The organism is Arthrobacter sp. 05T47 (genome assembly GCF_056395825.1).
In genome coordinates this window covers 85,345-107,646 of record NZ_JBFTKG010000014.1, presented here as the reverse complement: position 1 = coordinate 107,646, position 22,302 = coordinate 85,345, and the positions used below count along the sequence as shown (strand labels likewise).

19 protein-coding genes are annotated in these 22,302 nt (G+C 67.2%); 8 read left to right on the top strand and 11 right to left on the bottom strand.

Features of this window, described 5'->3' with window-relative positions:
- Nucleotides 1–51: 51 nt before the first annotated feature.
- Together AC1DEY_RS12045 and AC1DEY_RS12040 are read right to left on the bottom strand one after the other, a co-directional pair.
- Nucleotides 52–198: a hypothetical protein gene (locus tag AC1DEY_RS12045; RefSeq protein WP_155855732.1), complete on the bottom strand. Its 147-nt coding sequence runs from the start codon at nucleotides 196–198 to the stop codon at nucleotides 52–54.
- Nucleotide 199: 1 nt separating this feature from the next.
- Entirely contained in the window at nucleotides 200–658 is a 459-nt protein-coding gene (locus tag AC1DEY_RS12040) for a DUF6325 family protein (protein ID WP_476868125.1), read from the bottom strand.
- A 299-nt stretch (nucleotides 659–957) separates the two neighbouring features.
- On the opposite strand from AC1DEY_RS12040, the gene AC1DEY_RS12035 reads away from it, so the two are divergent.
- Together AC1DEY_RS12035 and AC1DEY_RS12030 are read left to right on the top strand one after the other, a co-directional pair.
- Nucleotides 958–1,215, top strand: a complete 258-nt coding sequence (locus AC1DEY_RS12035; RefSeq protein WP_028267311.1) for a type B 50S ribosomal protein L31 — start codon at nucleotides 958–960, stop codon at nucleotides 1,213–1,215.
- A 184-nt stretch (nucleotides 1,216–1,399) separates the two neighbouring features.
- Complete coding sequence (locus tag AC1DEY_RS12030) at nucleotides 1,400–2,503, top strand: lipoate--protein ligase family protein (RefSeq protein ID WP_476868124.1); 1,104 nt, start codon at nucleotides 1,400–1,402, stop codon at nucleotides 2,501–2,503.
- A 103-nt stretch (nucleotides 2,504–2,606) separates the two neighbouring features.
- Here AC1DEY_RS12030 and pepN read toward each other — a convergent pair whose 3' ends face one another.
- Complete coding sequence (gene pepN, locus AC1DEY_RS12025; protein WP_476868123.1) at nucleotides 2,607–5,249, bottom strand: aminopeptidase N; 2,643 nt, start codon at nucleotides 5,247–5,249, stop codon at nucleotides 2,607–2,609.
- A gap of 34 nt (nucleotides 5,250–5,283) precedes the next feature.
- A complete protein-coding gene (locus AC1DEY_RS12020) occupies nucleotides 5,284–6,294 on the bottom strand; it encodes a YeiH family protein (protein WP_476868122.1) in 1,011 nt (336 codons plus the stop codon).
- A gap of 170 nt (nucleotides 6,295–6,464) precedes the next feature.
- On the opposite strand from AC1DEY_RS12020, the gene AC1DEY_RS12015 reads away from it, so the two are divergent.
- The 3 genes from AC1DEY_RS12015 to AC1DEY_RS12005 are packed head-to-tail and all read left to right on the top strand — an operon-like array spanning nucleotide 6,465 to nucleotide 9,827.
- The gene (locus AC1DEY_RS12015; protein WP_441408625.1) at nucleotides 6,465–8,060 is read left to right on the top strand and encodes a circularly permuted type 2 ATP-grasp protein; all 1,596 of its coding nucleotides are present in this window, start codon (nucleotides 6,465–6,467) and stop codon (nucleotides 8,058–8,060) included.
- Nucleotides 8,053–8,979, top strand: coding sequence for an alpha-E domain-containing protein (locus AC1DEY_RS12010; protein ID WP_476868121.1), 927 nt, complete (start codon nucleotides 8,053–8,055; stop codon nucleotides 8,977–8,979). Before AC1DEY_RS12015 ends, AC1DEY_RS12010 begins: the two co-directional genes overlap by 8 nt.
- Complete coding sequence (locus tag AC1DEY_RS12005; RefSeq protein ID WP_441408626.1) at nucleotides 8,976–9,827, top strand: transglutaminase family protein; 852 nt, start codon at nucleotides 8,976–8,978, stop codon at nucleotides 9,825–9,827. Before AC1DEY_RS12010 ends, AC1DEY_RS12005 begins: the two co-directional genes overlap by 4 nt.
- 82 nt (nucleotides 9,828–9,909) lie before the next feature.
- Here the strand turns inward: AC1DEY_RS12005 and AC1DEY_RS12000 are convergent, their stop codons facing one another.
- Both AC1DEY_RS12000 and AC1DEY_RS11995 read right to left on the bottom strand, forming a co-directional pair.
- Nucleotides 9,910–11,094 carry an IS30 family transposase gene (locus AC1DEY_RS12000; RefSeq protein WP_476868120.1) on the bottom strand — a complete coding sequence of 395 codons (1,185 nt, stop codon included), beginning with the start codon at nucleotides 11,092–11,094 and terminating at the stop codon, nucleotides 9,910–9,912.
- Nucleotides 11,095–11,186: 92 nt separating this feature from the next.
- Complete coding sequence (locus tag AC1DEY_RS11995; protein WP_476868119.1) at nucleotides 11,187–11,684, bottom strand: pyridoxamine 5'-phosphate oxidase family protein; 498 nt, start codon at nucleotides 11,682–11,684, stop codon at nucleotides 11,187–11,189.
- Nucleotides 11,685–11,957: 273 nt separating this feature from the next.
- Here AC1DEY_RS11995 and AC1DEY_RS11990 point away from each other — a divergent pair, with 273 nt between their 5' ends.
- On the top strand, nucleotides 11,958–13,541 hold the full coding sequence (locus tag AC1DEY_RS11990; protein WP_476868118.1) for a GAF domain-containing sensor histidine kinase: 1,584 nt from the start codon (nucleotides 11,958–11,960) through the stop codon (nucleotides 13,539–13,541).
- Nucleotides 13,542–13,590: 49 nt separating this feature from the next.
- Here the strand turns inward: AC1DEY_RS11990 and AC1DEY_RS11985 are convergent, their stop codons facing one another.
- Nucleotides 13,591–14,322 carry a response regulator gene (locus AC1DEY_RS11985; RefSeq protein WP_441408688.1) on the bottom strand — a complete coding sequence of 244 codons (732 nt, stop codon included), beginning with the start codon at nucleotides 14,320–14,322 and terminating at the stop codon, nucleotides 13,591–13,593.
- Between the two features lie 292 nt (nucleotides 14,323–14,614).
- Between AC1DEY_RS11985 and AC1DEY_RS11980 the strand changes: the two genes are divergently transcribed.
- Complete coding sequence (locus AC1DEY_RS11980) at nucleotides 14,615–15,058, top strand: universal stress protein (protein WP_476868117.1); 444 nt, start codon at nucleotides 14,615–14,617, stop codon at nucleotides 15,056–15,058.
- Between the two features lie 33 nt (nucleotides 15,059–15,091).
- Here AC1DEY_RS11980 and AC1DEY_RS11975 read toward each other — a convergent pair whose 3' ends face one another.
- The 3 genes from AC1DEY_RS11975 to glgC all read right to left on the bottom strand — a co-directional run bounded on the left by AC1DEY_RS11975 (nucleotide 15,092) and on the right by glgC (nucleotide 18,639).
- Nucleotides 15,092–15,559, bottom strand: coding sequence for a pyridoxamine 5'-phosphate oxidase family protein (locus AC1DEY_RS11975; RefSeq protein ID WP_476868116.1), 468 nt, complete (start codon nucleotides 15,557–15,559; stop codon nucleotides 15,092–15,094).
- Between the two features lie 92 nt (nucleotides 15,560–15,651).
- The gene (locus AC1DEY_RS11970; RefSeq protein ID WP_476868115.1) at nucleotides 15,652–17,160 is read right to left on the bottom strand and encodes an SDR family NAD(P)-dependent oxidoreductase; all 1,509 of its coding nucleotides are present in this window, start codon (nucleotides 17,158–17,160) and stop codon (nucleotides 15,652–15,654) included.
- Between the two features lie 63 nt (nucleotides 17,161–17,223).
- The gene (gene glgC, locus AC1DEY_RS11965; protein WP_441408632.1) at nucleotides 17,224–18,639 is read right to left on the bottom strand and encodes a glucose-1-phosphate adenylyltransferase; all 1,416 of its coding nucleotides are present in this window, start codon (nucleotides 18,637–18,639) and stop codon (nucleotides 17,224–17,226) included.
- Nucleotides 18,640–18,741: 102 nt separating this feature from the next.
- On the opposite strand from glgC, the gene glgA reads away from it, so the two are divergent.
- Nucleotides 18,742–19,992, top strand: coding sequence for a glycogen synthase (gene glgA, locus AC1DEY_RS11960; RefSeq protein WP_476868114.1), 1,251 nt, complete (start codon nucleotides 18,742–18,744; stop codon nucleotides 19,990–19,992).
- 95 nt (nucleotides 19,993–20,087) lie between these two features.
- Here glgA and AC1DEY_RS11955 read toward each other — a convergent pair whose 3' ends face one another.
- Nucleotides 20,088–22,259, bottom strand: a complete 2,172-nt coding sequence (locus AC1DEY_RS11955; protein ID WP_476868113.1) for an acyl-CoA dehydrogenase family protein — start codon at nucleotides 22,257–22,259, stop codon at nucleotides 20,088–20,090.
- Nucleotides 22,260–22,302: the final 43 nt, after the last annotated feature.

The window sequence follows — 22,302 nt, the reverse complement described above, 5'->3', positions numbered from 1 at the left end:
ACCCAGAAGGGTCATGCGCACCCGCGTGTGCCGGGASCCGGCAYTAGGGTKTCAGTCGCGGCGGTCCTCACGGCGGTCGCCGCGGTCGTCCCGCCGGTCCTCACGGCGGTCGCCGCGACGGTTTATYCCGTGGGCGACAACAACGGCCCCGCCAACTGCGGCGGCGGTCCTGCGTCTGCGTCGTGCTGCCAGTGGCATGTCAGGCTCCTTCCTTGGCTTCTTCGGCGTCGGCCTCGAAGGCGGCGATGACGGCCTGGGTCGGGATCCGGCCGCTGGCCACGAGTTGGCCGCCGGCCTTGCGGACGGCCGCGCCGAACGGAGCCGCCCACTGGTTTTCCCAGACCAGCACCGCGGCGGAGTGGCCGGGCGCGATCGTCTCGGCCAGGTCCATGACGTCCTGCTCAGAGAGCACCATGGCCAGGTCGGCCTCGGCCATGCGCACCTCGCCGAGCTCGCTCGGGTCGAGGTCCGAGATTTCGGCCGTCTCRAGCGTGCCATCGKCGGTTTTTCTCAGGAASACCATGTCAAGCACCCTGATGAGGTCACGCTTGACCAGGTCCTCCAGGAACGGGGCGATCTGGCCCTTACCGAAGTCGGGCCCGGGGAACTCCACGACGAGCCAGTCCACCGGCCCTAGTTCATCCAGTGACTCAGCCATACTGATGACCTCCGTTTCTCAKTGGGTACAGGCAATCCGACGGACAGCCACAGTTCCATCCTGTGCCCGGGTGAGGTGCGTCGCCTCACCCTCACCGGGTGAGCTCACGRAAAWCTAMCSGGCAACAATATGAGGACCRGGGCGAAGCCCGGTTKCGCCGCGCTGACGTGCGCCAATGGTGTTCGTCAGTGCACCGGCAATCGGCTATGATTGATAGCTGGCCGTSCGGTACATTCCGTGGCCATCCCATTCATACCTGGCAACTGGCAAAATCCAGTTGTGCGAACAAAGGTCCAATTATGAAGTCTGATATTCACCCGAAGTACGAAGCTGTTGTTTTCAACGACCTGGCTTCCGGCGTCAAGTTCCTGACCAAGTCCACCGTGTCTTCGAAGAAGACCATCGAGTGGGAAGACGGAAACACCTACCCGGTTATCGACGTCGAAATCTCCTCCGAGTCCCACCCGTTCTACACGGGCAAGCAGCGCATCATGGACTCCGCAGGCCGCGTCGAGCGCTTCAACGCTCGCTTCAAGGGCTTCGGCGGCAAGAAGTAACTTTCTTCTTCCCCAAGGTCTTGCAGGAAGCCCGCACCGGCAACGGTGCGGGCTTCCTGCGTCTGCGGGCTGTTGTTGCGTCTGGGCTGATTCACCACTCGGCGGCCTTCCGGYGTCGCGGGTTCCCTKTGTCGCGGCTTCCCTGTGTCGCGGCTTGGCGGAAGCATGCGGCAGGATGGATGCCATGACATCTCATCCCGTGGCCACCGCTTCCAGTACTGACGACGACGGCGCCCGTCACCATGGCGAGTACAAGGTCCCGGGCGGCAAACTCGTCGTCGCCGACTTCGACGTCATGAACGGTGTCCTGGCGCGCGTCTCGCTGAGCGGGGATTTCTTCCTGGAACCGGACGAGGCGCTGCCGGAGATCAACCGGGCACTCACGGGGCTGCCCGTCGAGACAGGCGCCGCCGACATCGCGGCCGCCGTGACAGCTGCCCTGCCGGAGGATGCCGTGCTGTTTGGGTTTTCCGCCGACGCCGTCGCGATCACCGTCCGCCGCGCCCTCGCGAAGGCCACCGGCTGGGCGGACCACCACTGGAACATCATTGCCCCGTCCGTCCTTCCCACCCACGTCAACGTCGCCTTGGACGAGGTCCTGACCGAGGAAGTCGGCGCCGGGCGGCGCAATCCCACCCTGCGCTTTTGGGACTGGGAGGAGCCCTCCGTGGTGATCGGCAGCTTCCAGTCGGTCCGCAACGAGCTCCACCCCGACGGCGTCGCCCGGCACGGCGTCAGCGTGGTCCGGCGGATCAGCGGCGGGGGAGCGATGTTCATGGAGGCCGGCAACTGCATCACCTACTCGCTCTACCTCCCGCAGACCCTCGTCGACGGCATCAGCTTCGCCGACTCCTACCCGTTCCTCGACGCCTGGGTGATGGCGGCTTTGGAGAAGGTCGGCATCAGCGCCTTCTATGTGCCGCTCAATGACATCGCCACGGAACACGGGAAGATCGGCGGGGCCGCGCAGAAGCGGCTCGCCAACGGCGGGATGCTCCACCACGTCACCATGAGCTACGACATCGACGCCGAGAAGATGGTGGACGTGCTGCGGATCGGCAAGGAGAAGTTGTCCGACAAGGGCACCCGGAGCGCCAAGAAGCGGGTGGACCCGCTGCGCCGCCAGACCGGCCTGGCCCGAGCCGAGATCGTCGCCGCCATGATGGACGTCTTCGCCGAACGCTACGGCGCGACGCCGTCCGTGCTCACCGACGCCGAGCTTGAGGCCGCCCGCCGCCGCGTGGAAACCAAGTTCGGAACCGCGGAGTGGCTGCACCGGGTTCCTTAATAGCCTTCATTCCATCGATTGCTCCGCACCTGCCCTTTTGAACCGTCAAAAGGGCCGGTGGGTGGGGAGCAACCGATGATGTCAGGACCTACTCCGCCCGGTTCTAGGCGTTGGGGGCCTGTGCTTTTAGGGCCTGCGCCTTGAGGGCACGGTGCAACTGGCTGCGCTGTTCGATGATGATCCGGCGCAGGGCACGCGGCGCGTGGGGATGGGAGCTCAGCCAGCCGTCGGTGCGGACGATGACGGCGTGGGTGTCGGGTGTCCCGCCGTGGCCGTCCAGGTCCTGGCCGGCGGGATAGAACCCGCGGACAATCCGGCCGGCGATCTCGATGCTTCGGTCCGCCCAGATCTGTTCCAGCGACTCGAAGTACGGGTCGATGAAAGGGCTGAGCAGCGCGGCCTCACCGGTGTTGAACCCGGCGATGGTGGCGCTCAGGAGTTGGTTGGACAGCGCGGTGCCGTGGACCGCGGCGTCCCAGGCGGCGGCCTTGACGGAGGCTTCGGGGCGGGCGGCCAGGGCCGTGGCGTGCCCGGACTTGCCGGCCGCCGTGTTGTCCCGGGCGAGCTCCTGGTCGAGCTGGTCCTGTGTTGCCTGGCCGTTGGCCGCCAGCCCGTGCCAGAGGTTCCAGCGCAGTTCGGCGTCCACCGCGAGGCCATCGATCACGGTGCTGCCGTCCAGGATGCCGCGGAGCAGGTCTAGCCGGGCGGCGTCGTACCGGCTGGTCGCGGCCAGGGTCCGGGCCCAGGCCAGTTGCTGGTCGGAGCCCGGCGCCGCCGCCTGCAGCTGTTCGGCGGCGGTGGCGAGGAAGCCGCGGCGGACGGCGTCCCGCTGGCCGCGGGGCACGTAGTGTTCGACCGCCGTCGACGCGTTGCCGAGCACGTTGAGGAGGACGCCGATTCCCGGTTCGGCGGGCCCGAACCGTTCCACGGCGTCGACGTAGAGGGAGGCAGGTGTGACGGCATCGCGGGCTGAGTCCCACAGGGCAGTCCAGCACAGCGCCCGCGCCATGGGGTCGCTGAGCTTGTCCAGGGAGCCGCGCACCGTGGTCTCGGAGTCCGGGTCCAGCCGGACCTTGGCGTAGCTGAGGTCCTTGTCATTGACCAGCAGCAGGGCGGGCCGTGACTTGCCGGCGAGTTCGGCCACCTCGGTCCGGGGGCCGCTGACGTCGGTCTCGACGCTGCCCGTGCGGACCAGCGCGCCGGCGTCATCAAAGTCGTAGAGGCCGATCCGCAGCCGGTGCGGACGGGGCTCCTGCCGGCCGGTGGCGGGATCCACAGCGTCCTGCAGGATCGCGACCGAACTGAACGTGTCCCCGTGCCCGGTGATTTCACTGGACAGAATTTCACTGGACAGGGTGGAGATGCCGGAGGTCTGGAGCCATTGGCGGGCCCATTCGCCGAGGTCGCGGCCGGACGCCGCGCTCAGTGCCGCCAGCAGTTCGGCGAGGGTCGTATTGCCGTAGGCGTGGTCCCGGAAGTACTGGCGTGACCCGTCGATGAACGCCTCGAACCCGACGTAGGCCACGAGCTGCTTGAGCACCGAGGCGCCCTTGGCGTAGGTGATGCCGTCGAAGTTCTGTTTGGCCGCTTCCAGGTCCGGGATGTCGGCGACGATCGGGTGGGTGGTGGGCAGCTGGTCCTGGACGTAGGCCCAGGCCTTGCGGTTGTTGGCAAAGTTCACCCAGGCCGTGTCCCAGTCCGTGGTGCGGTCCACGCCGAGGGTGCCCATGTAGTCGGCGAACGATTCCTTGAGCCACAAGTCGTCCCACCATTTCATGGTGACGAGGTCGCCGAACCACATGTGCGCCATCTCGTGCAGGAGTGTGTTGGCGCGGGCCTGGTACTGCGAGTCGGCGGCCCGCGAGGTGAAGACGTAGCTTTCGGTGAAGGTCACCAGGCCCGGGTTTTCCATGGCACCGAGGTTGTATTCGGGCACGAATGCCTGCTCGTACTTGCCCCACGGGTAGGGGAAGTCGAAGAGCTCGTTGAAGAAGGACAGCCCGTTCCTGGTGAGGCGGAACAGGGCGTCGACGTCGAACGACGCGGCCATGGAGGCCCGGCAGTAGAGCGCCAGCGGCACGTGCAGGACCGTGCCGTCGGCCAGCGTGCCGCTCCAGGCGTCCTCGGCCTTGAAGTACGGTCCGGCGAGGACGGTGGTGATGTAGGTGGACATCGCCTTGGTGGGGGCGAAGTCCCAGCGGCTGGTGGCCGGGTCACTGGTCAGCTGGGTGCGCAGGACCTCGGCGCCGTTGGAGGACACCTGCCAGTCCGAGGGTGCCATGACGTGGAAGGTGAATTCGGCCTTCAGGTCGGGTTGCTCGAAGTTCGCGAACACGCGGCGGGCGTCGGCCGGTTCGTACTGGGTGTAGAGGTAGCACTGCCCGTCGGCGGGGTCGACGAAGCGGTGCATGCCTTCGCCGGAGGTGCTGTAGAGGGCCGTGCCGGTGATCGTGACCTGGTTTTCCCGTTGCAGGTTCTCCAGCCGGATCCGGGAACCGTCCACGACGTCCGCGACGGCGAGGCCCTTGCCGTTGAGGAAGACGCTGTGCACGCTGCCAGCGATGAAGTCCACGAAGGTCGAGGCCCCGGGTTCGCTGGCCGAGAAGTTGATGACGCTGCGGCTGGTGTAGCCGGCGACGTTCGGGTCCGTTGCCTGCCGGACGTCAAGGGAGACGTCGTAGCTGTGCGTGGTGATGAGGGCGGCGCGGGCCGCGGCCTCGTCGCGGCTCAGATTCTGATTCGACACCCAGCTATCTAATCACGGCTGCGTGTGTGCCGAATCACGCCGGCGGGAACATCAGGAAGGCGGCTGCAAGGCCCAGCACGGCGATCAGCAACCACGACGCCAGCGCGGCCAGCAGTGCGCGGGCGCCCGTGTGCAGCAGCTGGCCCACGCGGACGGCGGAGCCCAGCCCGAACAACGCCATGCCCAGCAACAGGTCCTGGAGCGCCGCGGCCGCTTCCAGGACGCCGGGGGAGAGCCAGCCGGTGGTGCGCAGGCCGGCCATGGCCACGAACCCGATCACGAACAGCGGGATCACCGGCGGGCGCTTGGCGCCGTCGGGTGCGGTGCCCATCCGGTGGTGGAGCCCGGCGGCGGCGACCATCGGCGCCAGCAGGATCACCCGGGTGAGTTTGACGACGACGGCGACGGCGAGGGCCGCGGCGCCCGCGGTCTGGGCTGTGGCGACCACCTGCCCGACGTCGTGCACCGAAGCGCCGGTCCACGCCCCGAAGACCTCCGGCCCGAGGCCCAGCGGCTGCGCGAGCAGGGGCAGCACCCCGATCGCCAGCGTTCCGCACAGCGTCACGAGGGCAACGGGCAGCACGGTTTCCTCCTGCCGGATGCGCCGCACGGCGGCCATGGCCCCGATCGCTGACGCCCCGCAGATGGCGAATCCCGTGGCCACCAGCAGCGATACCCGGGGAGGAAGCCGGAAGAGCCGGCTGATCCCGTAGGTGCCCGCGAAGGCGGCCAGGACCACGCCCGTCACCAGCAGCAGCGCAACCCAGCCCAGGCCCAGGACATCGCCGAGGCTGACCTTCAGGCCCAGCACCACGATCCCGGCCCGCATCAGGTGCTTGCCGGCGAAGTCGAGCCCGGGACGCGCCGGCCCAGCCGTCCACCCCGCCACACCCGGCAGGTTGGCCGCCAGCAGCCCGAGGACCACGGCAAGGGTCATCACCGGCAGCGCCGGGAGCACCAGATGCACTGCCGCGGCGGCGGCGACGGCGGCCGCGGCGGCGATCAGGCCCGCCGCGGCCTCGTACAAGGATCTCTTGGGGGGCACGCCCCTACCTTGCCGTACGCAGCCCCAAAAGCCGTAACCGCGGCCGTACCCCGGGGTGGCCTGCACGGACGGGTTTGCTCCAGTGGGATTGTGCTGGTGATTGTGCCGGCGGGATCGCGGCGCGGGCCGTCGAAATGATTTCGTAACGAAAAAGTGGTTGGCTAGTGACCATGTCTGACCTATTCCAGGATTACTCCGAGGCCGCCGGCCGCTCCGGCGCCTACGACGAGATGTTTGCCCCCGGCCAGCAGGCCCGGAAGTCCTACGGGCAGGTGGCCCTGGCCCTGCGCGAGCTGTCGCTGGCCGATGTCAGCGCCCGCGCCGACTCCATGGCCCGCACCTTCCTGGACCGCGGCGTGACTTTCGACTTCGCAGGCGAAGAGCGGCCCTTCCCCCTGGACATCGTCCCCCGGGTGATCCCCGCCGACGAGTGGAGCGTCCTGGAACGCGGTGTGGCCCAGCGGGTCCGTGCCCTCGAGGCATTCCTCAATGACGTCTACGACAAGATGGCCGTGGTCTCCGACGGCGTCATCCCGCGCCAGCTCGTGACCACCAGCGCGCACTTCCACCGCCAGGTGCACGGCTTCGAGCCGGCCGGCGGCGTCCGCGTCCACATTTCCGGCATCGATGTGGTCCGCGATGCCGCGGGCACCTTCCGCGTCCTGGAGGACAACGTGCGCGTTCCCTCGGGCGTCAGCTACGTCCTCGAGAACCGCCGGGCCATGGCCAAGGGCCTGCCTGAAGCCTTCGGCCAGCAGCTCATCCGCCCGGTCGAGGAGTACCCCCGCCGGCTGCTGTCGGCCCTGCGGAAGACGGCCCCCTCCGGCGTCGATGATCCCACCGTGGTGGTCCTGACCCCCGGCGTGTTCAACAGCGCCTACTTCGAGCACACCCTGCTGGCCGGCCTGATGGGTGTCGAACTCGTCGAGGGCCGCGACCTCATCTGCCGCGGCAACCGGGTCTACATGCGCACCACGGCCGGTGAGCAGCGCGTGGACGTCATCTACAAACGGATCGACGACGAGTTCCTGGACCCGCTGCAGTTCCGCGCCGACTCCATGCTCGGCTGCCCCGGCCTGGTCAACGCTGCCCGCGCCGGCGGCGTCACAATCGCCAACGCCGTGGGCAACGGCGTCGCCGACGACAAGCTGGTCTACAGCTACGTGCCCGACCTCATCCGCTACTACCTAAGCGAAGAGCCCGTGATCGCCAACGTGGACACGTTCCGGCTCGAAGAAAAGGAAGCCCGGGAGTACGTCCTGGACAACCTGGACGAGCTCGTGGTCAAGCCCGTCGACGGTTCTGGCGGCAAGGGCCTGGTAATCGGTCCGGACGCGTCCAAGGATGAACTCGACGCGCTCCGCAAGCGCGTCGTCGCCGATCCCCGCGGCTGGATCGCCCAGCCGGTCCTGCAGCTTTCCACCGTGCCCACGCTCAGCGGCGACAAGTTCGGGCCCCGGCACGTGGACCTTCGCCCGTTCGCCGTCAACGACGGCGAGGACGTCTGGGTTCTCCCCGGCGGCCTGACCCGGGTGGCCCTCAAGGAGGGCTCGCTGATCGTCAACTCGAGCCAGGGCGGCGGTTCCAAGGACACGTGGGTCCTGGCCGATTCCCCGCAGGTCCCGGTCGAAGTCATCCCGCGGCCCGCCATCGCGGTCCGTGAGCGGGTCTCCGTCTGGCCCGTGGAGAGCAACTGGCGTGACAGCCAGAAAGAGCAGCAACAGCAGCAGATTTCCCAGGCTCAGGAGGTAACCGCCAATGCTTAGCCGTATAGCCGAGTCACTGTTTTGGATCGGCCGCTACGTGGAACGGGCAGACGGCACCGCCCGGATCCTCGACGTCCACCTCGAGCGCCTCAACCATCTGCCCATGGAGGAACAGCGCAGCGTTGCGCAGGAACTCCTCGCCGTCATGGGCGCCCGTGCGCAGAATGAGGAGTTCGGCCTCCCCGAGCTGCTCAACGCCCTCGCCTACGACAAGCAGAGCGCCACGTCCATTGCCGGTTCGCTCGGCGCGGCCCGGGAAAACGCCCGCCGCGCCCGCGAGACCGTCTCCTCCGGGCTGTGGGAAAGCCTCAACACGACCTATTACGGGCTGAACCAGCACCGCAAGGACGTGGTGGGCACCTACCGCTTCTGCAACTGGGTCCTTGAACGCACGGCGATGGTCAGCGGCCTGGCCGACACTACCGTCAGCCATGACGAGAGCTGGCAGTTCCTGGTCCTGGGCCGGTCCCTGGAGCGGGCCGACATGACCGCCCGCATGCTCTCCACCCGCGATGTCCTCTCGGCCGGCATGTCCTGGGTGAACATGCTCCGCTGCGCCGGCGCGTACGAGTCCTTCCTGCGGACCCGCCGGGCGGCCTTCGGCGACCAGCACGCCGCCGAATTCCTGCTCCTGGACCGGTTGTTCCCGCGCTCCATCGTCTACGCCCTGCGCGACGCCGACGAGTGCCTGGCGAAGCTGGACCCCTCGGCCCAGCGCGTCGGGTTCATCAATGACGCACGCCGGATTGTCGGCCAGGCCCGCACGTTCCTGGAGTTCCACCGCACCGATGACCTCATGKCAGAGCTGCCCGAGCACATGGAGCGCGTGCAAAAGGCGGTCTCGCAGGCCTCGGACGCCATTTCCCGTAAGTACTTCAATCAGGCAGACGAACTGGCCTGGGTGGGAGAAGTTTCATGACCCGGCTGAACATCGTCCACAAGACGGCGTACAAGTACAACAAACGCGTCACCCTSTCCTACAACGAGGCCCGGATGACCCCGCTCACGGACCCGCAGCAGGTGGTCCTGGAATCCTCCATGAAGGTCTCGCCCTCGCAGGCGGCCCTGAGCAGCTACCGCGACTACTGGGGCACCCGCGTGACGGCCTTCGACATGCAGATGCCGCACGAGCACCTCGAAGTCCTGTCCACCACCACCGTTGAGGTGCACCGGGTCGAGAAGATCGCCGCCGAGGCCGACATCGTCGGATGGGACGTCCTGGCCGCCCCGGAGACGCTCAACCAGTTCAGCGACTGGATTCCCCAGTCCCAGCTCACGGGGCCCGGCTCCGAAGTGCTCGGCATCATTCCCGGCGTGGTCGAGGGAAAGTCCCCGCACGAGGCCGCCATGGCGGTCTTTGAGTGGATGCGCGGTGAGATGACGTACATGAAGGGCTCCACCGGCGTCACCACCAACGCCGAGCAGGCCTGGACCCAGCGGCAGGGCGTCTGCCAGGACCTGGCGCACCTCGCCATCGGCTCCCTGCGCAGCTGCGGGATCCCGGCCCGCTACGTGTCCGGCTACCTGCACCCGCGCTCGACGGCGGAGCTCGGCGAGACCGTGGCCGGCCAGTCCCATGCGTGGCTGGAGTGGTGGGACGGCGAATGGCGCAGCTGGGATCCGACCAACCACAAGCCGGCGGGGGACTTCCACGTCACCGTGGCCCGGGGCCGCGACTACCGCGACGTTCCGCCGCTCAAGGGCATCCTGTCCGGCGGCGGGGGGTCGGCCCTGACCGTCAGCGTGGAGATCACCCGCGTCGCCTGACCTGCCGGCACCCCCACGTTGCGCTGTCAGTTAGAGCTGCCATGAGGCCGGCAAAGTCAACTGGTGGGAGCAACGCCGGGGTTTAGGCTGCGTGCAGCAGCTGGTTCAGCCGGCTGGCTGGGGTTTCGAGGTTGAGGGTGGGCCGGGGCCGGCGGTTGAGTTTCGCGGCGACCAGCCGGAGGTCCTCGGGGGTGTGGACGGAGAGGTCTGAGCCTTTCTCGAACCAGAACCTGAGGAGGCGGTTGGTGTTCTCGTTGGACCCGCGTTGCCAAGGTGAGTGCGGGTCGCAGAAGTAGAGCGTGGTGTCCAGTGCGGTCTGGATCCGGGCATACTCCGCGAGTTCCGAGCCCCGGTCCCAGGTGATCGACCGTCGCAGGTGATCCGGGAGCTGGCCCATCTCCCGGATCATCGCGGCCGCAACGGTGTCGGCGGTGTGGTTCCCGGGGAGGTGGAGGAGGATCGTGAACCGGGTCGAGCGTTCAACAAGGGTGCCGATCGCTGTCCCGTCGGAGCCGATGATGAGATCACCTTCCCAGTGCCCGGGGACCGCCCGGTCCTGGGCCTCGGCGGGCCGCTCACTGATCTTGAACGCTTCCTTGTAGGGGCTGTTCTTATGCCGGTCCGCGGTGTGGGGGATGCGTTTCTTCCGTTTCAGGCTGAGCTTTTCCGCCAGGTCCGCCCGCAGACTTCCGCGGGTTTGAACGTATAGCGCCTGGTAGATCGTCTCGTGGCTCACCTGCATAGTCTGATCATCGCCGAAGTGAAACGCCAACATCGAGGAGATTAGTTTCGGGCTCCACCCGTCATCCATCCACACCCCGATCAGCCCGCAGAGCGGCTCGTTCAGGAGGAGTTTCAACGGCTTGGGCCGGCGCCTGGCTTGGTGGGCCCGCGCATGGGCCACGGAGGCGTAATACTCCCTGTCCGGGCCCGTGTTACGGTTCACCTCACGCCAGACCACGGACTTGTTGCGGCCGATCGCCTTGGCAATCCCGGCATAACTGAGCCCACTTCTCCGGCCCATCTGGATCATGCCCCGCTCCTCCGCGCTCAAGGCCCGCCCTCCCGGCCCTTCCGGGGCGGGAACCGGATCCGCGAGACCGCCGCCGGGACCCATAACTATGGTCATCTGACCAGACTCGGCCCACCAATTCGTCCCGGTGCCGCCCGACGCACCGACACGCCGGGCGGCACCCAGGATCGACATCCCTGCGCATACCAAATCGAAGAATTCAGTGCGCGCATCCAGGGAAAACACTCTGGCCATCTAACGCTCCATCAATCAGAGCGTTGCTGCGACCATATGACTCTGCCGCCCTCAGGGCAGCTCTAACTGAYAGCGCATGTTGTGTTTTGGGGTTATTCGAGGCCGGTGCGGGTGGARTCGTCCAGCGGCGTCCACCACGTCATCGGCGGCACCACCTTGAAGCGCCGGCCGGTGATGGTGTCCGGCGTGATCCGGACGAAGTGTTCCTTTTGGCCGGCCTGCCACGGAAACAGCAGCAGGCCMACGGTGTCCATGACYTCCTGGGGGTTCTGCACSGGCGCGGCCTGGCCTTTAACCACAACGCTCCAGGCGACCCCGGTGTCCGCGTCCACGCCGTCCGCTTCCAACGCCACCGGCGYGTCCCCGGTGGCCGCYTGCAGCTTGGTGCCCTCCGCGGTCCGGAAGACCAGCGAACCGTGATCCACCTTGTAGTTGAGGGGGAAGATGTCCGGATGATCGTCCACCCACACCGCCAGCCTGCCGACCGAGACGCTGCGCAATAGCTCCCAGCATTCGTGACGCTCGAGGTTTTCCACCGTRTGGGCCTGGTCCTTTGACTCGTGACCGCCCGCGTTCGAATCAGTAGTCATGCCCGAGAGCGTACGCGGACGGGCYGACGTCGGCTAGGGCAAATGGACCCACGCTCCGGGAAAAGCTGCGAAATCTGGGCCTTCCTGAGTGGTTCACGGTATTCTGGCATAGGGCCGTCAGCGTCGACATTGGCCGGAGCGATTGGGGGCAATAATATGCAGTCAACGGGTGAGAGTTCAGGCCATACCGTATCCGCGCCAAATTCTGCCGTTGAGGAACTTCTGAAGGGATTCGGCGCCCGCGCGGAAGAGCTGCTCCAATCCAAAGAACGCATGGCYGGCCTGCTGGAAGCGGTCGTCGCCCTGGCCGAGGACCTGAGCCTGGATGCCGTCCTGGAACGCGTGGTCGAATCGGCCTGCCGGYTGCTGCATGCCCGGTTTGGTGCATTGGGAGTGATCGGTGATGACCACGCCCTCAGCCACTTCATCACCGTCGGTATCGATGGCGARCTGGCCCGGCGGATCGGTCCGCTGCCGACCGGCCATGGCGTGCTCGGCCTSCTGATCACGGACCCGCGGCCGCTGCGGCTGCATGATCTTCGCCAGCACCCCGAGGCCTACGGCTTCCCGGCGCACCACCCGCCCATGCAGTCGTTCCTGGGGGTCCCGGTCCGTGTCCGCGACGTGGTGTTCGGGAACCTGTACCTGACGGAAAAAATAGGCGGCGAAGACTTCAGCGCCGAGGACGAGGCCCTGGCCGTCGCCTTGGCGGCAGCCGCCGGCGTGGCCATCGAGAATGCCAGGCTCTACGACGACGCCCGCCGCAGGGCCCGCTGGCTGGAGGCCTGCATGGACGTCTCCGGGCTGATGCTGAGCACGGACCGTGACTACASCTCCGGCGGCCTGGATCCYATCGCCGGCCGCGCGCTCCAGGAGTCCGCGTCCGACCTCGCCCTGCTGGTGGCGCCCGCCGCCAACGGCGTTGCCCACGTGGTGGTCGGTGTTGCCGGTGAGCGWGGCATCGCGTTTTCGGGACGGTCACTGCACCTGGAATCAGAACTCCTGGAAGAGGTTCTCGACGGCGGCGARCCGCTGCTGTTCGACGACGCCTCGGAGGTGGTCGGGGAGGTCGACGCCGGCGTGACCGGGCCGCTGCTGGCCGTGGCCCTTAGCACCCAGGGCGCCCACCACGGCCTGCTGTTGCTGGCACGGAACAAGGATTCGGTCCGCTACACCCGGACAGACATCGAAATGGGCGCCGTCTTCGGCTCCCACGTGGCCCTGGCCCTGGAACTKTCCCGCGTGCACCGGCTGCGMGAAGAGCTCCTGGTCTTCACGGACCGGGACAGGATCGCCCGCGACCTSCACGACCTCGTCATCCAGCGGCTGTTCGCGGCCGGACTGAGCGTGCAAAGCCTCACCCGGTTCACCMGGGAGGAGCTGGCGATGGAGCGCATCCGCAACATCACCGGCGAACTCGACGAGGCGATCCGCAGCCTGCGTGACACCATCTACTCGCTGAAGAGCAACACCGGCGTTACTGAACTGCTGAGCGGCCGGATCCGCCGGGTCACCCGGAGCTCCTCGAAATCCATGCCCTTCGCCCCGCGCCTGACCATCACAGGACCCGTCGATGCCGTGACGCCGGATAAGGCGGACAAYGTCGTGGCGGTWGTCTCCGAAGGGCTCAGCAACGCCATCCGGCACTCCGGGGCGGACACCATCTCGGTCTCGGTTGCCGTTGTCAAGGGCCGCGTGACGGTGGTGATCAGCGACAACGGCGCCGGATTTGCCCAGCCAGGAAAGCGCAACGGGCTGAGCAATCTCGAGGACCGTGCGCGGATGCTCGACGGCGAATGCACCATCACGAGCGCGCCCGACGCCGGGACCAGCCTGGAATGGTCGGTGCCGCTTTAAGTCGGTGCCGCTTTAATCGGTACCCTTGGGCGACGCCCCCGAACGGCGCCTACCTAACGCTGTGCGGCCGCGTCCCGTCGGTGGCACTCCCGGCGGAGGCCACCGGATATGCCGGGCTGGCGATGAAGACCGCTGCCTGGGTGCGGCGTTCGAATCCGAGCTTGGCCAGCAGTGAGGATACATAGTTCTTGACGGTCTTTTCCGCCAGGAACATTTCCGCGGCAATCTGCCGGTTCGTCAGTCCGCCGCCCACCAGTTCCAGTACCTTGCGTTCCTGCGGTGTGAGGGAGGCCGTACGGGGGTCAACTTCCTCGGCCTCTACCAGGCTGTCCACGACGCCAGCGGCGACGCCCTCATCGAAGAGGGACTCGCCCGCTGCTGCCCGCCGCAGGGCGCCGATCAGGTCCGTTCCGCCGATCTCCTTAAGCACATATCCGCGCGCGCCGGCCAGGACAGCGCCGCGGAGGGCCTGTTCGTCGTCGAAACTCGTCAGGATGATGCAGTTCAAGGACGGGTCCACTGACCGCACGTCGCGGCAGACTTCAATKCCGGTCCCGTCCGGAAGGCGGGCGTCCAGCACACAGACATCGGGGTGCAGGGCGGGAATCCGGCGCGTCGCCTCCACCGCGGAGCCGGAACTGCCAACCACCACGAACCCTTCGCCTTCGAGGAGTTCCTGGAGCCCGCGCCTGACGAGCTCGTGGTCATCAAGGATAAAGACGCGCATCACCGACTGCATACCCTCGGATGCAGTGAGACCTGCGTCTGCCCAGGCAATCATGATTCTCCCGTCCGGCCGCTTGGTGGACCGCTTGATCCTGTAGTTCATCGTCGTACCCCAGCCCTGCCATTCTTCTGCACGGCGGGGCCACGGACAAGGGTCATAGTGCCCAGCCGGCCGGCTCCGGCCGCCGTCCGTACCGCCTTCGCTGGCTTCCGCCTGCGCCCCGGGYCGGCGCCGGACCGATGGCTGGATGTCTTTTGGCCCTAGCCGCCTGGAGGGCCGGGCGAAATTATRGRAGCGTCGCCAAACCGGGCAGGATGTCCGGCCGGCACGAGSGTAAGGATCACCAATGAACGAAGCCAGGGACGTGCGCACGATCGTTGTAGGCGTAGACGGCTCGGAGGCTTCGGTGGAGGCGCTGCGGCAGGCCCAGGGCCTCGCMGTGCCCYTGTCSGCCAAAGTGGTCGCSTTGGCGTGCTGGGACTATCCGCCCGTGTACGACGGCTACGTCGCCGTCGGCATCGGCGACTTYGAYGTCCGGGCCGGRGAGATCCTCAACGAGGCGGTAGCRAARGCCTTCGGCCCAGAGACTCCTGGGAACGTCGAGATCCGCCTCGTCCAGGGCCACCCCCGCAACATCCTCATCGAGGAGAGCAAGTCGGCGGACATGCTCGTGCTCGGCCGCCGCGGCCGCGGCGGGTTCGGCGGCCTGCTGCTGGGTTCGGTCAGCTCCGCCTGTGTGGCGCACGCTCATTGCCCCGTGCTGGTGGTGCACGCATYGRAGAAGGCCTGACGCCCGCGCCRTGCCTGRCTCGAATGCCGTGCCTTACTCGAATGAAGMGCGCCGCGGATCGGACAGGCGCGTGKTCCACAGATCGGGCCTGTTGACCTTGAAGCGCCGACCGGTGAGCGCCTTGGGCGCCACACGTACGTAGTAGGCCTTCTCGCCCGGCTGCCAGGGCTCCAGGAGCAGGGCGTCCGCCGCRTCCTTCTCGTCCTGGCTTTCGATGAGCTCGGCTTCGCCGCGGGCCATCACGCTCCAGGCCGACTCGCCRGGGGCGTCATAGCCGTCGATCTCGAATGCCACCGGCTTGCCCGTGATGGCRCCCCACAACTTCGTCCCGCCGGAGGTGCGGAAGACAATCCTCCGCCGCTCCAGCACGAAATTCACCGGAAAGATCTCCGGATGGCTGTCCACGATCARTGCCACGCGCCCCACGACTTCGGTATCGAACAGGGCCCAGCACTGGTCCATGGTCAGCGAGTAGTCCGGCGTGGGCGAGGTGGTGTCCATGTGGAGCCACGTTACGGACCGTCCMGGACCTCGATTAGGGCCATAAGACCCGCGGTGCGCACGTGCGTGCCGTACGCCSCGCGGGCCGCCGGTCACCAGGGACTGGGCTTGTAGTCCTTCAGGAAGACGCCGTACTGGTCCTCGCCGGTCTCGCCCATCACGATGGGGTCGTAMACGCGGGCCGCGCCGTCAACCAGGTCAAGGGGTGCGTGGAAGCCCTCTTCCATGAGGCGGACCTTGGTGTAGTGYGGCCGTTCGTCCGTGATCCAGCCCGTGTCCACGGCAGTCATGAGGATGCCGTCGGCGTCGAGCATTTCCTGGGCGCTGGTGCGCGTCATCATGTTCAGCGCCGCCTTGGCCATGTTGGTGTGSGGGTGCCCGGGGCCCTTGTAGGCGCGGGAGAACTGGCCCTCCATGGCRCTGACGTTGACGATGTACTTCCGCCGGGCGGTGGAGCGCTTCATGGCCCCRCGCAACCGGCTGACCAGCAGGAACGGAGCYGTCACGTTGCACAGCTGCACTTCGAGCATCTCGAGTGGGTCCACCTCGTCCACCACCTGGGTCCAGCTGTTGATGGTGGCGAGGTCCGGCACCAGTCCGCCGGCGTCGATGGCSGTRCCGGAGGCAATGCGCTCCAGCGATGCGGAACCGGTGGACARCGCCAGKGAGGTGATCGCGTCCCCGGCGAGCACGGGGTGTTCGAGCACGGTGCTGGCCAGGGCAAGCGGGTGCTTGTCATGGGCGTGGCCGAATGTGACAAGCTCGGGTCCGCCGTTGGCGGCCTGCAGGGCGGCGGGCAGCGGCTCGTCCTCGGCGTCCACGAGGGGCTTGTAGGCGTTTCCGGAGCGGCGTACGGTCTGGGCCGCGTTGTTGATGATGATGTCCAGCGGCCCCGCGGCGTCGAGCGAATCTGTCAGGGCCATCACCTGGGACGGGTCGCGGAGGTCGATGCCCACGATCCGGAGCCGGTGCAGCCAGTCGGCGCTGTCYTCCATCGCGGCGAAGCGGCGGGCAGCGTCCTTGGGGAACCGGGTGGTGAGGGTGGTGTGGGCGCCGTCGCGCAGGAGCCGGAGCGCGATGTACATGCCGATCTTGGCCCGGCCACCGGTGAGGAGGGCCCTGCGGCCGGTCAGATCGGTCCGGGCGTCGCGCTTGGTGTGGCTGAAGGATGCGCATTCGGGGCACAGCTGGTGATAGAAGGCGTCCACCTGCGTGTAGTGCTGCTTGCAGATGTAGCACGGCCGGGACCTGATCAGGTGCCCTGCGATCTCGCCGGTTGCGGACGGGGCAAGCTTGTTGCCGCGCGTCTCGTCGTCGATCCTGTCGGGGGCTGCAGTCGCCGTCTGGGCGATCACGGCGCGGTCCGCTTCGGCGATCTCGTCGCGCTTGCTGACCCGCCGGTGGCGCTTGACGGCCTTGAACATCTTCCCGGTGGCGCGGCGCACGGAAACGTAGTCCGGGTGCTCCTCGTCGTAGGCGTGGATCGTGTTCAGGACCTTCAGGCAGGCGCGGATYTCCTCCGGGGTCAACTCGGCAGCGCCGGACCCGGCAACGCCAGGCTCGGCAGGGGGGAGATCGGAGGACAGATCGGGGGAGCTCATTGCCCTAATTTTACAGGGTGCGGGGAGCCCGGCCTGACGCCGGCGCCGGGCCCCCCCGCCGGGCTATGCCGTGGGAGTTTGCTTGCCGGAAGCGTCYGCACCTACGGCGGCGGCCTGCACATCTGCGACCTTGTCCACWGACTCCCGCATTTCTGGCCAGTTTTCCGTGGCGGAAAGAACGGCCGACGGCACCAGGCGCAGGTTGGCGGCCGAGAGCGCACGTTCCGCGTCGCTGGGATCCGGSACCAGCTGCCCCTTGGACAGGACCGTGATTCCGGAGTCGGTGACCTTGAATCCGCGGGCRCGRTCCAGYTCGGGGTCGAGGCCGATCGCGGCCCCGGCAGGSACCTTGACGTTCTTGTCGAGGATGGCACGCTTGATCACCGCGCCCTCGCCCACATTGACCTTGTCCATCAGGACRGAATCCAGGACCCGGCTGGACGTGCCGACGTAGACGTCGTTGGAGAGAACGGAGCCCTCCACGATGCCGCCGGAGACGACGACGCCGTTGGCCACGATGGAATCGAGGGCGGTGCCTACCGTGTTGGATTTGCCKCGCACGAACTTGGCCGGCGGCGAGACGCTCTGCCGGGTGTAGATCGGCCACTCGGAGTTATAGAGGTTGAACACCGGGACGGGGGAGATGAGGTCCATGTGGGCGTCGTAGAACGAGTCGATGGTGCCGACGTCGCGCCAGTAGGTGCGGTCCCGTTCGGTCGATCCGGGAATGTCGTTGAGGGTGAAGTCGTAAACGCCGGCCTCACCCTTGGTGACGAAGTAGGGGATGATGTCCCCGCCCATGTCGTGCTTGGTGTCCAGGCGCTCGGCGTCGACGTGGAGGGCTTCGACCAGGGCGTCGGCGTCGAACACGTAGTTGCCCATGGAGGCCAGGAACTGGCTCGGATCGGCCGCGAGRCCCGGCGTCGAGGACGGCTTTTCGACGAACGCGGCGATCTTGTCCGGGTTCTCCGCGTCCGTTTCGATSACGCCGAACTGGTCSGCCATGTGSAGSGGCTGGCGGACGGCGGCCACAGTTGCCTTGGCCCCGCTGGCCACGTGTTGGGCCACCATCTGGGAGAAGTCCATCCGGTAGACGTGGTCTGCGCCGACCACGACGACGATGTCGGGATTGGCGTCATGGATCAGGTTCAGGGACTGGTAGATGGCGTTGGCGCTGCCCAGGAACCAGCTCTTGCCGACGCGCTGCTGGGCCGGCACGGAGGCCACGTAGTTGCCCAATTGGGTGGACAAACGCCACGTTTCGGAAATGTGCCGGTCAAGGCTGTGCGACTTGTATTGCGTCAGCACCACAATTTGCAGATACCGGGAATTCACAAGATTGGAAAGGGCAAAGTCAATAAGCCGGTAGCTCCCGGCAAAGGGCACGCCCGGCTTGGCCCGGTCCGCCGTCAACGGCATGAGCCGGTTTCCCTCGCCACCTGCGAGGACAATKGCCAAGACTTTCTTYTGATGCGGCATRGTGATMGCTCCTGAACGCCTTCGTTRCTCCCCAAAACWGTCCGGYRTKCCCGAACSTCTTCACACTAGATCAGTTCCACCGTAACGACTACCTTGGTGCATGTGCGAATAGATATTGTGACTAAAGAATTCCCGCCGGAAATCTACGGCGGCGCCGGAGTCCATGTGGCCGAGCTCAGCAGGGTGCTGGCCCAACATGTGGACCTACAGGTGCGTGCCTTCGGYGCGCCCCGTGAGCCCGGGTATCACGGGGCGACTGTCACGTCGTACTCCGTGCCCGAAGACCTGGGTTCAGCAAACGCCGCCATCCAGACCCTCGGGGTGGACCTGAGGATCGTCCCGGACATCGCCGGGGCGGATCTCGTCCACTCCCACACCTGGTACGCCAACATGGCCGGACATATCGCGTCGCTGCTCCACGGCATCCCGCATGTCCTTAGCGCCCACAGCCTGGAGCCGCTGCGACCGTGGAAGGCCGAGCAGCTCGGTGGCGGGTACGCCGTCTCCTCCTGGGTCGAAAAGACCGCCTATGAGGCCGCCGCCGCCATCATCGCCGTCTCGGAAGGGATGCGCCAGGACATCCTGCGCAGCTACCCGGACGTTGACCCGGCCAAGGTCAGGGTGGTCCACAACGGCATCGATGTCAGCCACTGGACCCGGGACGAGGACGATGACATCATCCGTGCGCTCGGCATCGATCCGGACCGGCCCAGCGTAGTCTTCGTCGGCCGGAACACCCGGCAGAAGGGCGTTCCGTACCTGTTGCGGGCCGCCGCCAAGCTCCCGGCCGACGTCCAGCTCGTCCTGTGCCTGGGTGCCGCGGACACGCCGGAGCTGGCGGCCGAAACGGCACGCCTGATCGAGGAGCTGCAGAGCCAGCGCAGCGGCGTGATCCTGATCGAGCGGATGCTTCCCCGCAAGGAGGTCATCCAGGTGCTGAGCCACGCGACGGCGTTCGCGTGCCCGTCCATCTACGAGCCGCTGGGCATCGTGAACCTCGAGGCGATGGCGTGCGGCGCCGCCGTCGTGGCAAGCGCCACCGGAGGCATCCCCGAAGTTGTCCAGCACGGCGAGACCGGACTGCTCGTCCCGATCGAACAGGTCACCGACGGTACTGGCATCCCGCTGGACCCGGAGAAGTTCGTCACCGACTTTGCCGAGGCACTCATCGACGTGGTGTCCGATCCCGCCCGGGCGCGCGCCATGGGCGTGGCCGGCCGGCGCAGGGCCGAGGAGCACTTCTCCTGGGAGTCCATCACCGAGACCACACTCGAGGTCTACCGCTCGGTGCTAGACAAATCAGTGCTCGACAAATCGGTGCTCGACAAATCGGCGCTAAACAAGGACTCCTGACAAAGCATTCAAACAGCAGAACGACGACGGCGCCGCCCCGGCTGAGGGGGCGGCGCCGTCGTCGTAATCCGGCCGGTTCAGTTGGCGCGGATCTGTTAGCGGGTGGCCCGTGCGCCGGAGCCTTTTGTCCCGTTGGCCGCGCGGGCAAGCAGGATCTTTTCATCCAGGGGTGCCTGGCCGCTGGCGCGCTGCTTCCGGAAGTAGTCCCGGGCCTCGTCCTGGCGGGCCTTTTCCGCGCCGGTGGAGATCTCCGCGCGGAGGTGCTCCGGACCGTAGCCGAAGGCGTCCACSAGGTCGAKGGCGTGKGGRCGGATCTTSACGAGSAGGCGGTTGATGTATTCRCCCACGGTGCGGSCSCGYTGCATSGARAGCCKGCCGTTCATGAGGTACCAGGMCAGGTTYTTYTCGATGAGGGACAGGCCGAAGAGATCACGCAGCCACGTCAGGACCTTGTGCGTGCCGGGGTCGGTCACTTTTCCGAGGGCCTCGGTGAAGGCCTCCCACTGCAGCAACTCCGCGTGGGCCTGGGCGGCTTCGATGAGTTCGTGCTGGTGGGCGTTGAACAAGGCGGCGCCCTGCTCCTGCGGGAGCTTGTTCGCGCCCTTGAGGGCTGAGGCGACCTCCGCCACCATGGTCTGGACCCGGTCGGTCAGCAGGGTCCGCTGGCTGGTTTCGTCCTTGATTGCCAGGGCCGCCTTCTGCACTGATCCGGTGTCCGCCACGAACTGGGCGACGCCGCGAAGCCCGGTGCGGTGGATGGCGACGCCGGTGGCCTGGCCCACGACGTAGCGGGCCAGCACGCCGAAGTTCACGCTGCGGAATTCCTTGGCGTAGTCGGCCAGCAGGCGCTTGGCGACCAGCTGGAGCAGGACCGTGTTGTCGCCCTCGAACGTGGCGTACACGTCCAGGTCTGCGCGGAGCGAGGCGAAGCGGTTCTCGATCAGGAAGCCGGCGCCGCCGCAGGCCTCGCGGCATTCCTGCAGGGTGTCCAGGGCGTGCCAGGTGCTGAGCGGCTTGAGGGCGGCCGCGAGGGTTTCGAGGTCCTGCCGGTCCTCGTCGGTGTCGTGACGGCCCGAAAAGACGTCGTCGAACTTCTGCAGCAGCTGCTCGCTGGCGAAGCTCGCGGCGTACGTGGTGGCCAGCCGGGTGAAGAGCCGGCGCTGGTGCCGCTGGTAGTCGAGCAGGACCTCCTCGTCGGTCTGGGAGGAGGCATTGAACTGCCGGCGTTCCGTGGCGTACTGGATGGCGGTTTTCAGGGCCAGCTTCGACGCCGTCACGGCGGCGCCGTCGAGCGAGACCCGGCCCTGGACCAGCGTGCCGAGCATGGTGAAGAAGCGGCGGCCCGGGCTGGCGATGGGGGAGGTGTAGTTGCCCTCAGCGTCGACGTCGCCGTAGCGGTTCAGCAGGTTGGTGCGCGGGATCCGGACCTGGGTGAAGTGCAGCCGGCCGTTGTCGATGCCGTTCAAGCCGCCCTTGACGCCGTCGTCCTCTCCGCCGATGCCCGGCAGGAACTCCTTGGTCTCGGGGTCCCGGAGGTCCATGTAGAACGCGTGCACGCCGTGGTTGACGCCCTTTGTCACCAGCTGGGCGAACACGACGGCGGCCAGGCCATCGGAGGCGGCGTTGCCGATGTAGTCCTTCCACGCGGCCCGGAACGGCGTGTGGACTACGAACTCCCCGGCTCCGGGGTCGTAGGTGGCGGTGGTGGCGATGCTCGCGACGTCGGATCCGTGGCCGGTCTCGGTCATGGCGAAGCAGCCCGGGATCTCCAGGCTCATGATGCCCGGCAGCCACTTGGCGTGGTGGTCGGCGGTGCCGAGGTGGTTCACGGCGGAGCCGAAGAGTCCCCACTGGACGCCGGCCTTGATCTGCAGTGACGGGTCGGCGATGACCAGCTCCTGGAAGCCGGCCACGTTCCCGCCGTGATCGTCCGAGCCGCCCACGGAGACCGGGAAGGCGCGGTGGACGGCACCATTGTCGACGAGGATCTTGAGCTGTCCGAACGCGCGTTGGCGGTGCTCGGTGTGGGTCAGCCCCTCGATCTTGTGCAGTTCCGGGCGGCCGGCGAGGGCCCTGGACGTCAGGCGGATGTCGGCCCACTGGCCGAGCAGCTGTTTGCCCAGGGCCGCGACGTCGACGGCGGGCGCTTCAGCGGAGCCGGGTCGGGAGCCGGGTTGCGCGCCGGCGCGGCCGGCTGCTGTGGGTTCGGCCGGGGTCGTGTTGCGGCGTGGCGCGTTGCCGGTGGTGCGGTCGGCTAGTTCAGTCATGTCGATTTCCTTCTTTGGTTCTGACAATCTCTAGTGCTGGCAA

Coding starts and splice junctions, on each gene's coding strand:
- AC1DEY_RS12035 (WP_028267311.1), top strand. CDS start 958: ATGAAGTCTGATATTCACCCGAAGTACGAAGCTGTTGTTTTCAACGAC.
- AC1DEY_RS12000 (WP_476868120.1), bottom strand. CDS start 11,094: ATGGCCAGAGTGTTTTCCCTGGATGCGCGCACTGAATTCTTCGATTTG.
- AC1DEY_RS12015 (WP_441408625.1), top strand. CDS start 6,465: ATGTCTGACCTATTCCAGGATTACTCCGAGGCCGCCGGCCGCTCCGGC.
- AC1DEY_RS12030 (WP_476868124.1), top strand. CDS start 1,400: ATGACATCTCATCCCGTGGCCACCGCTTCCAGTACTGACGACGACGGC.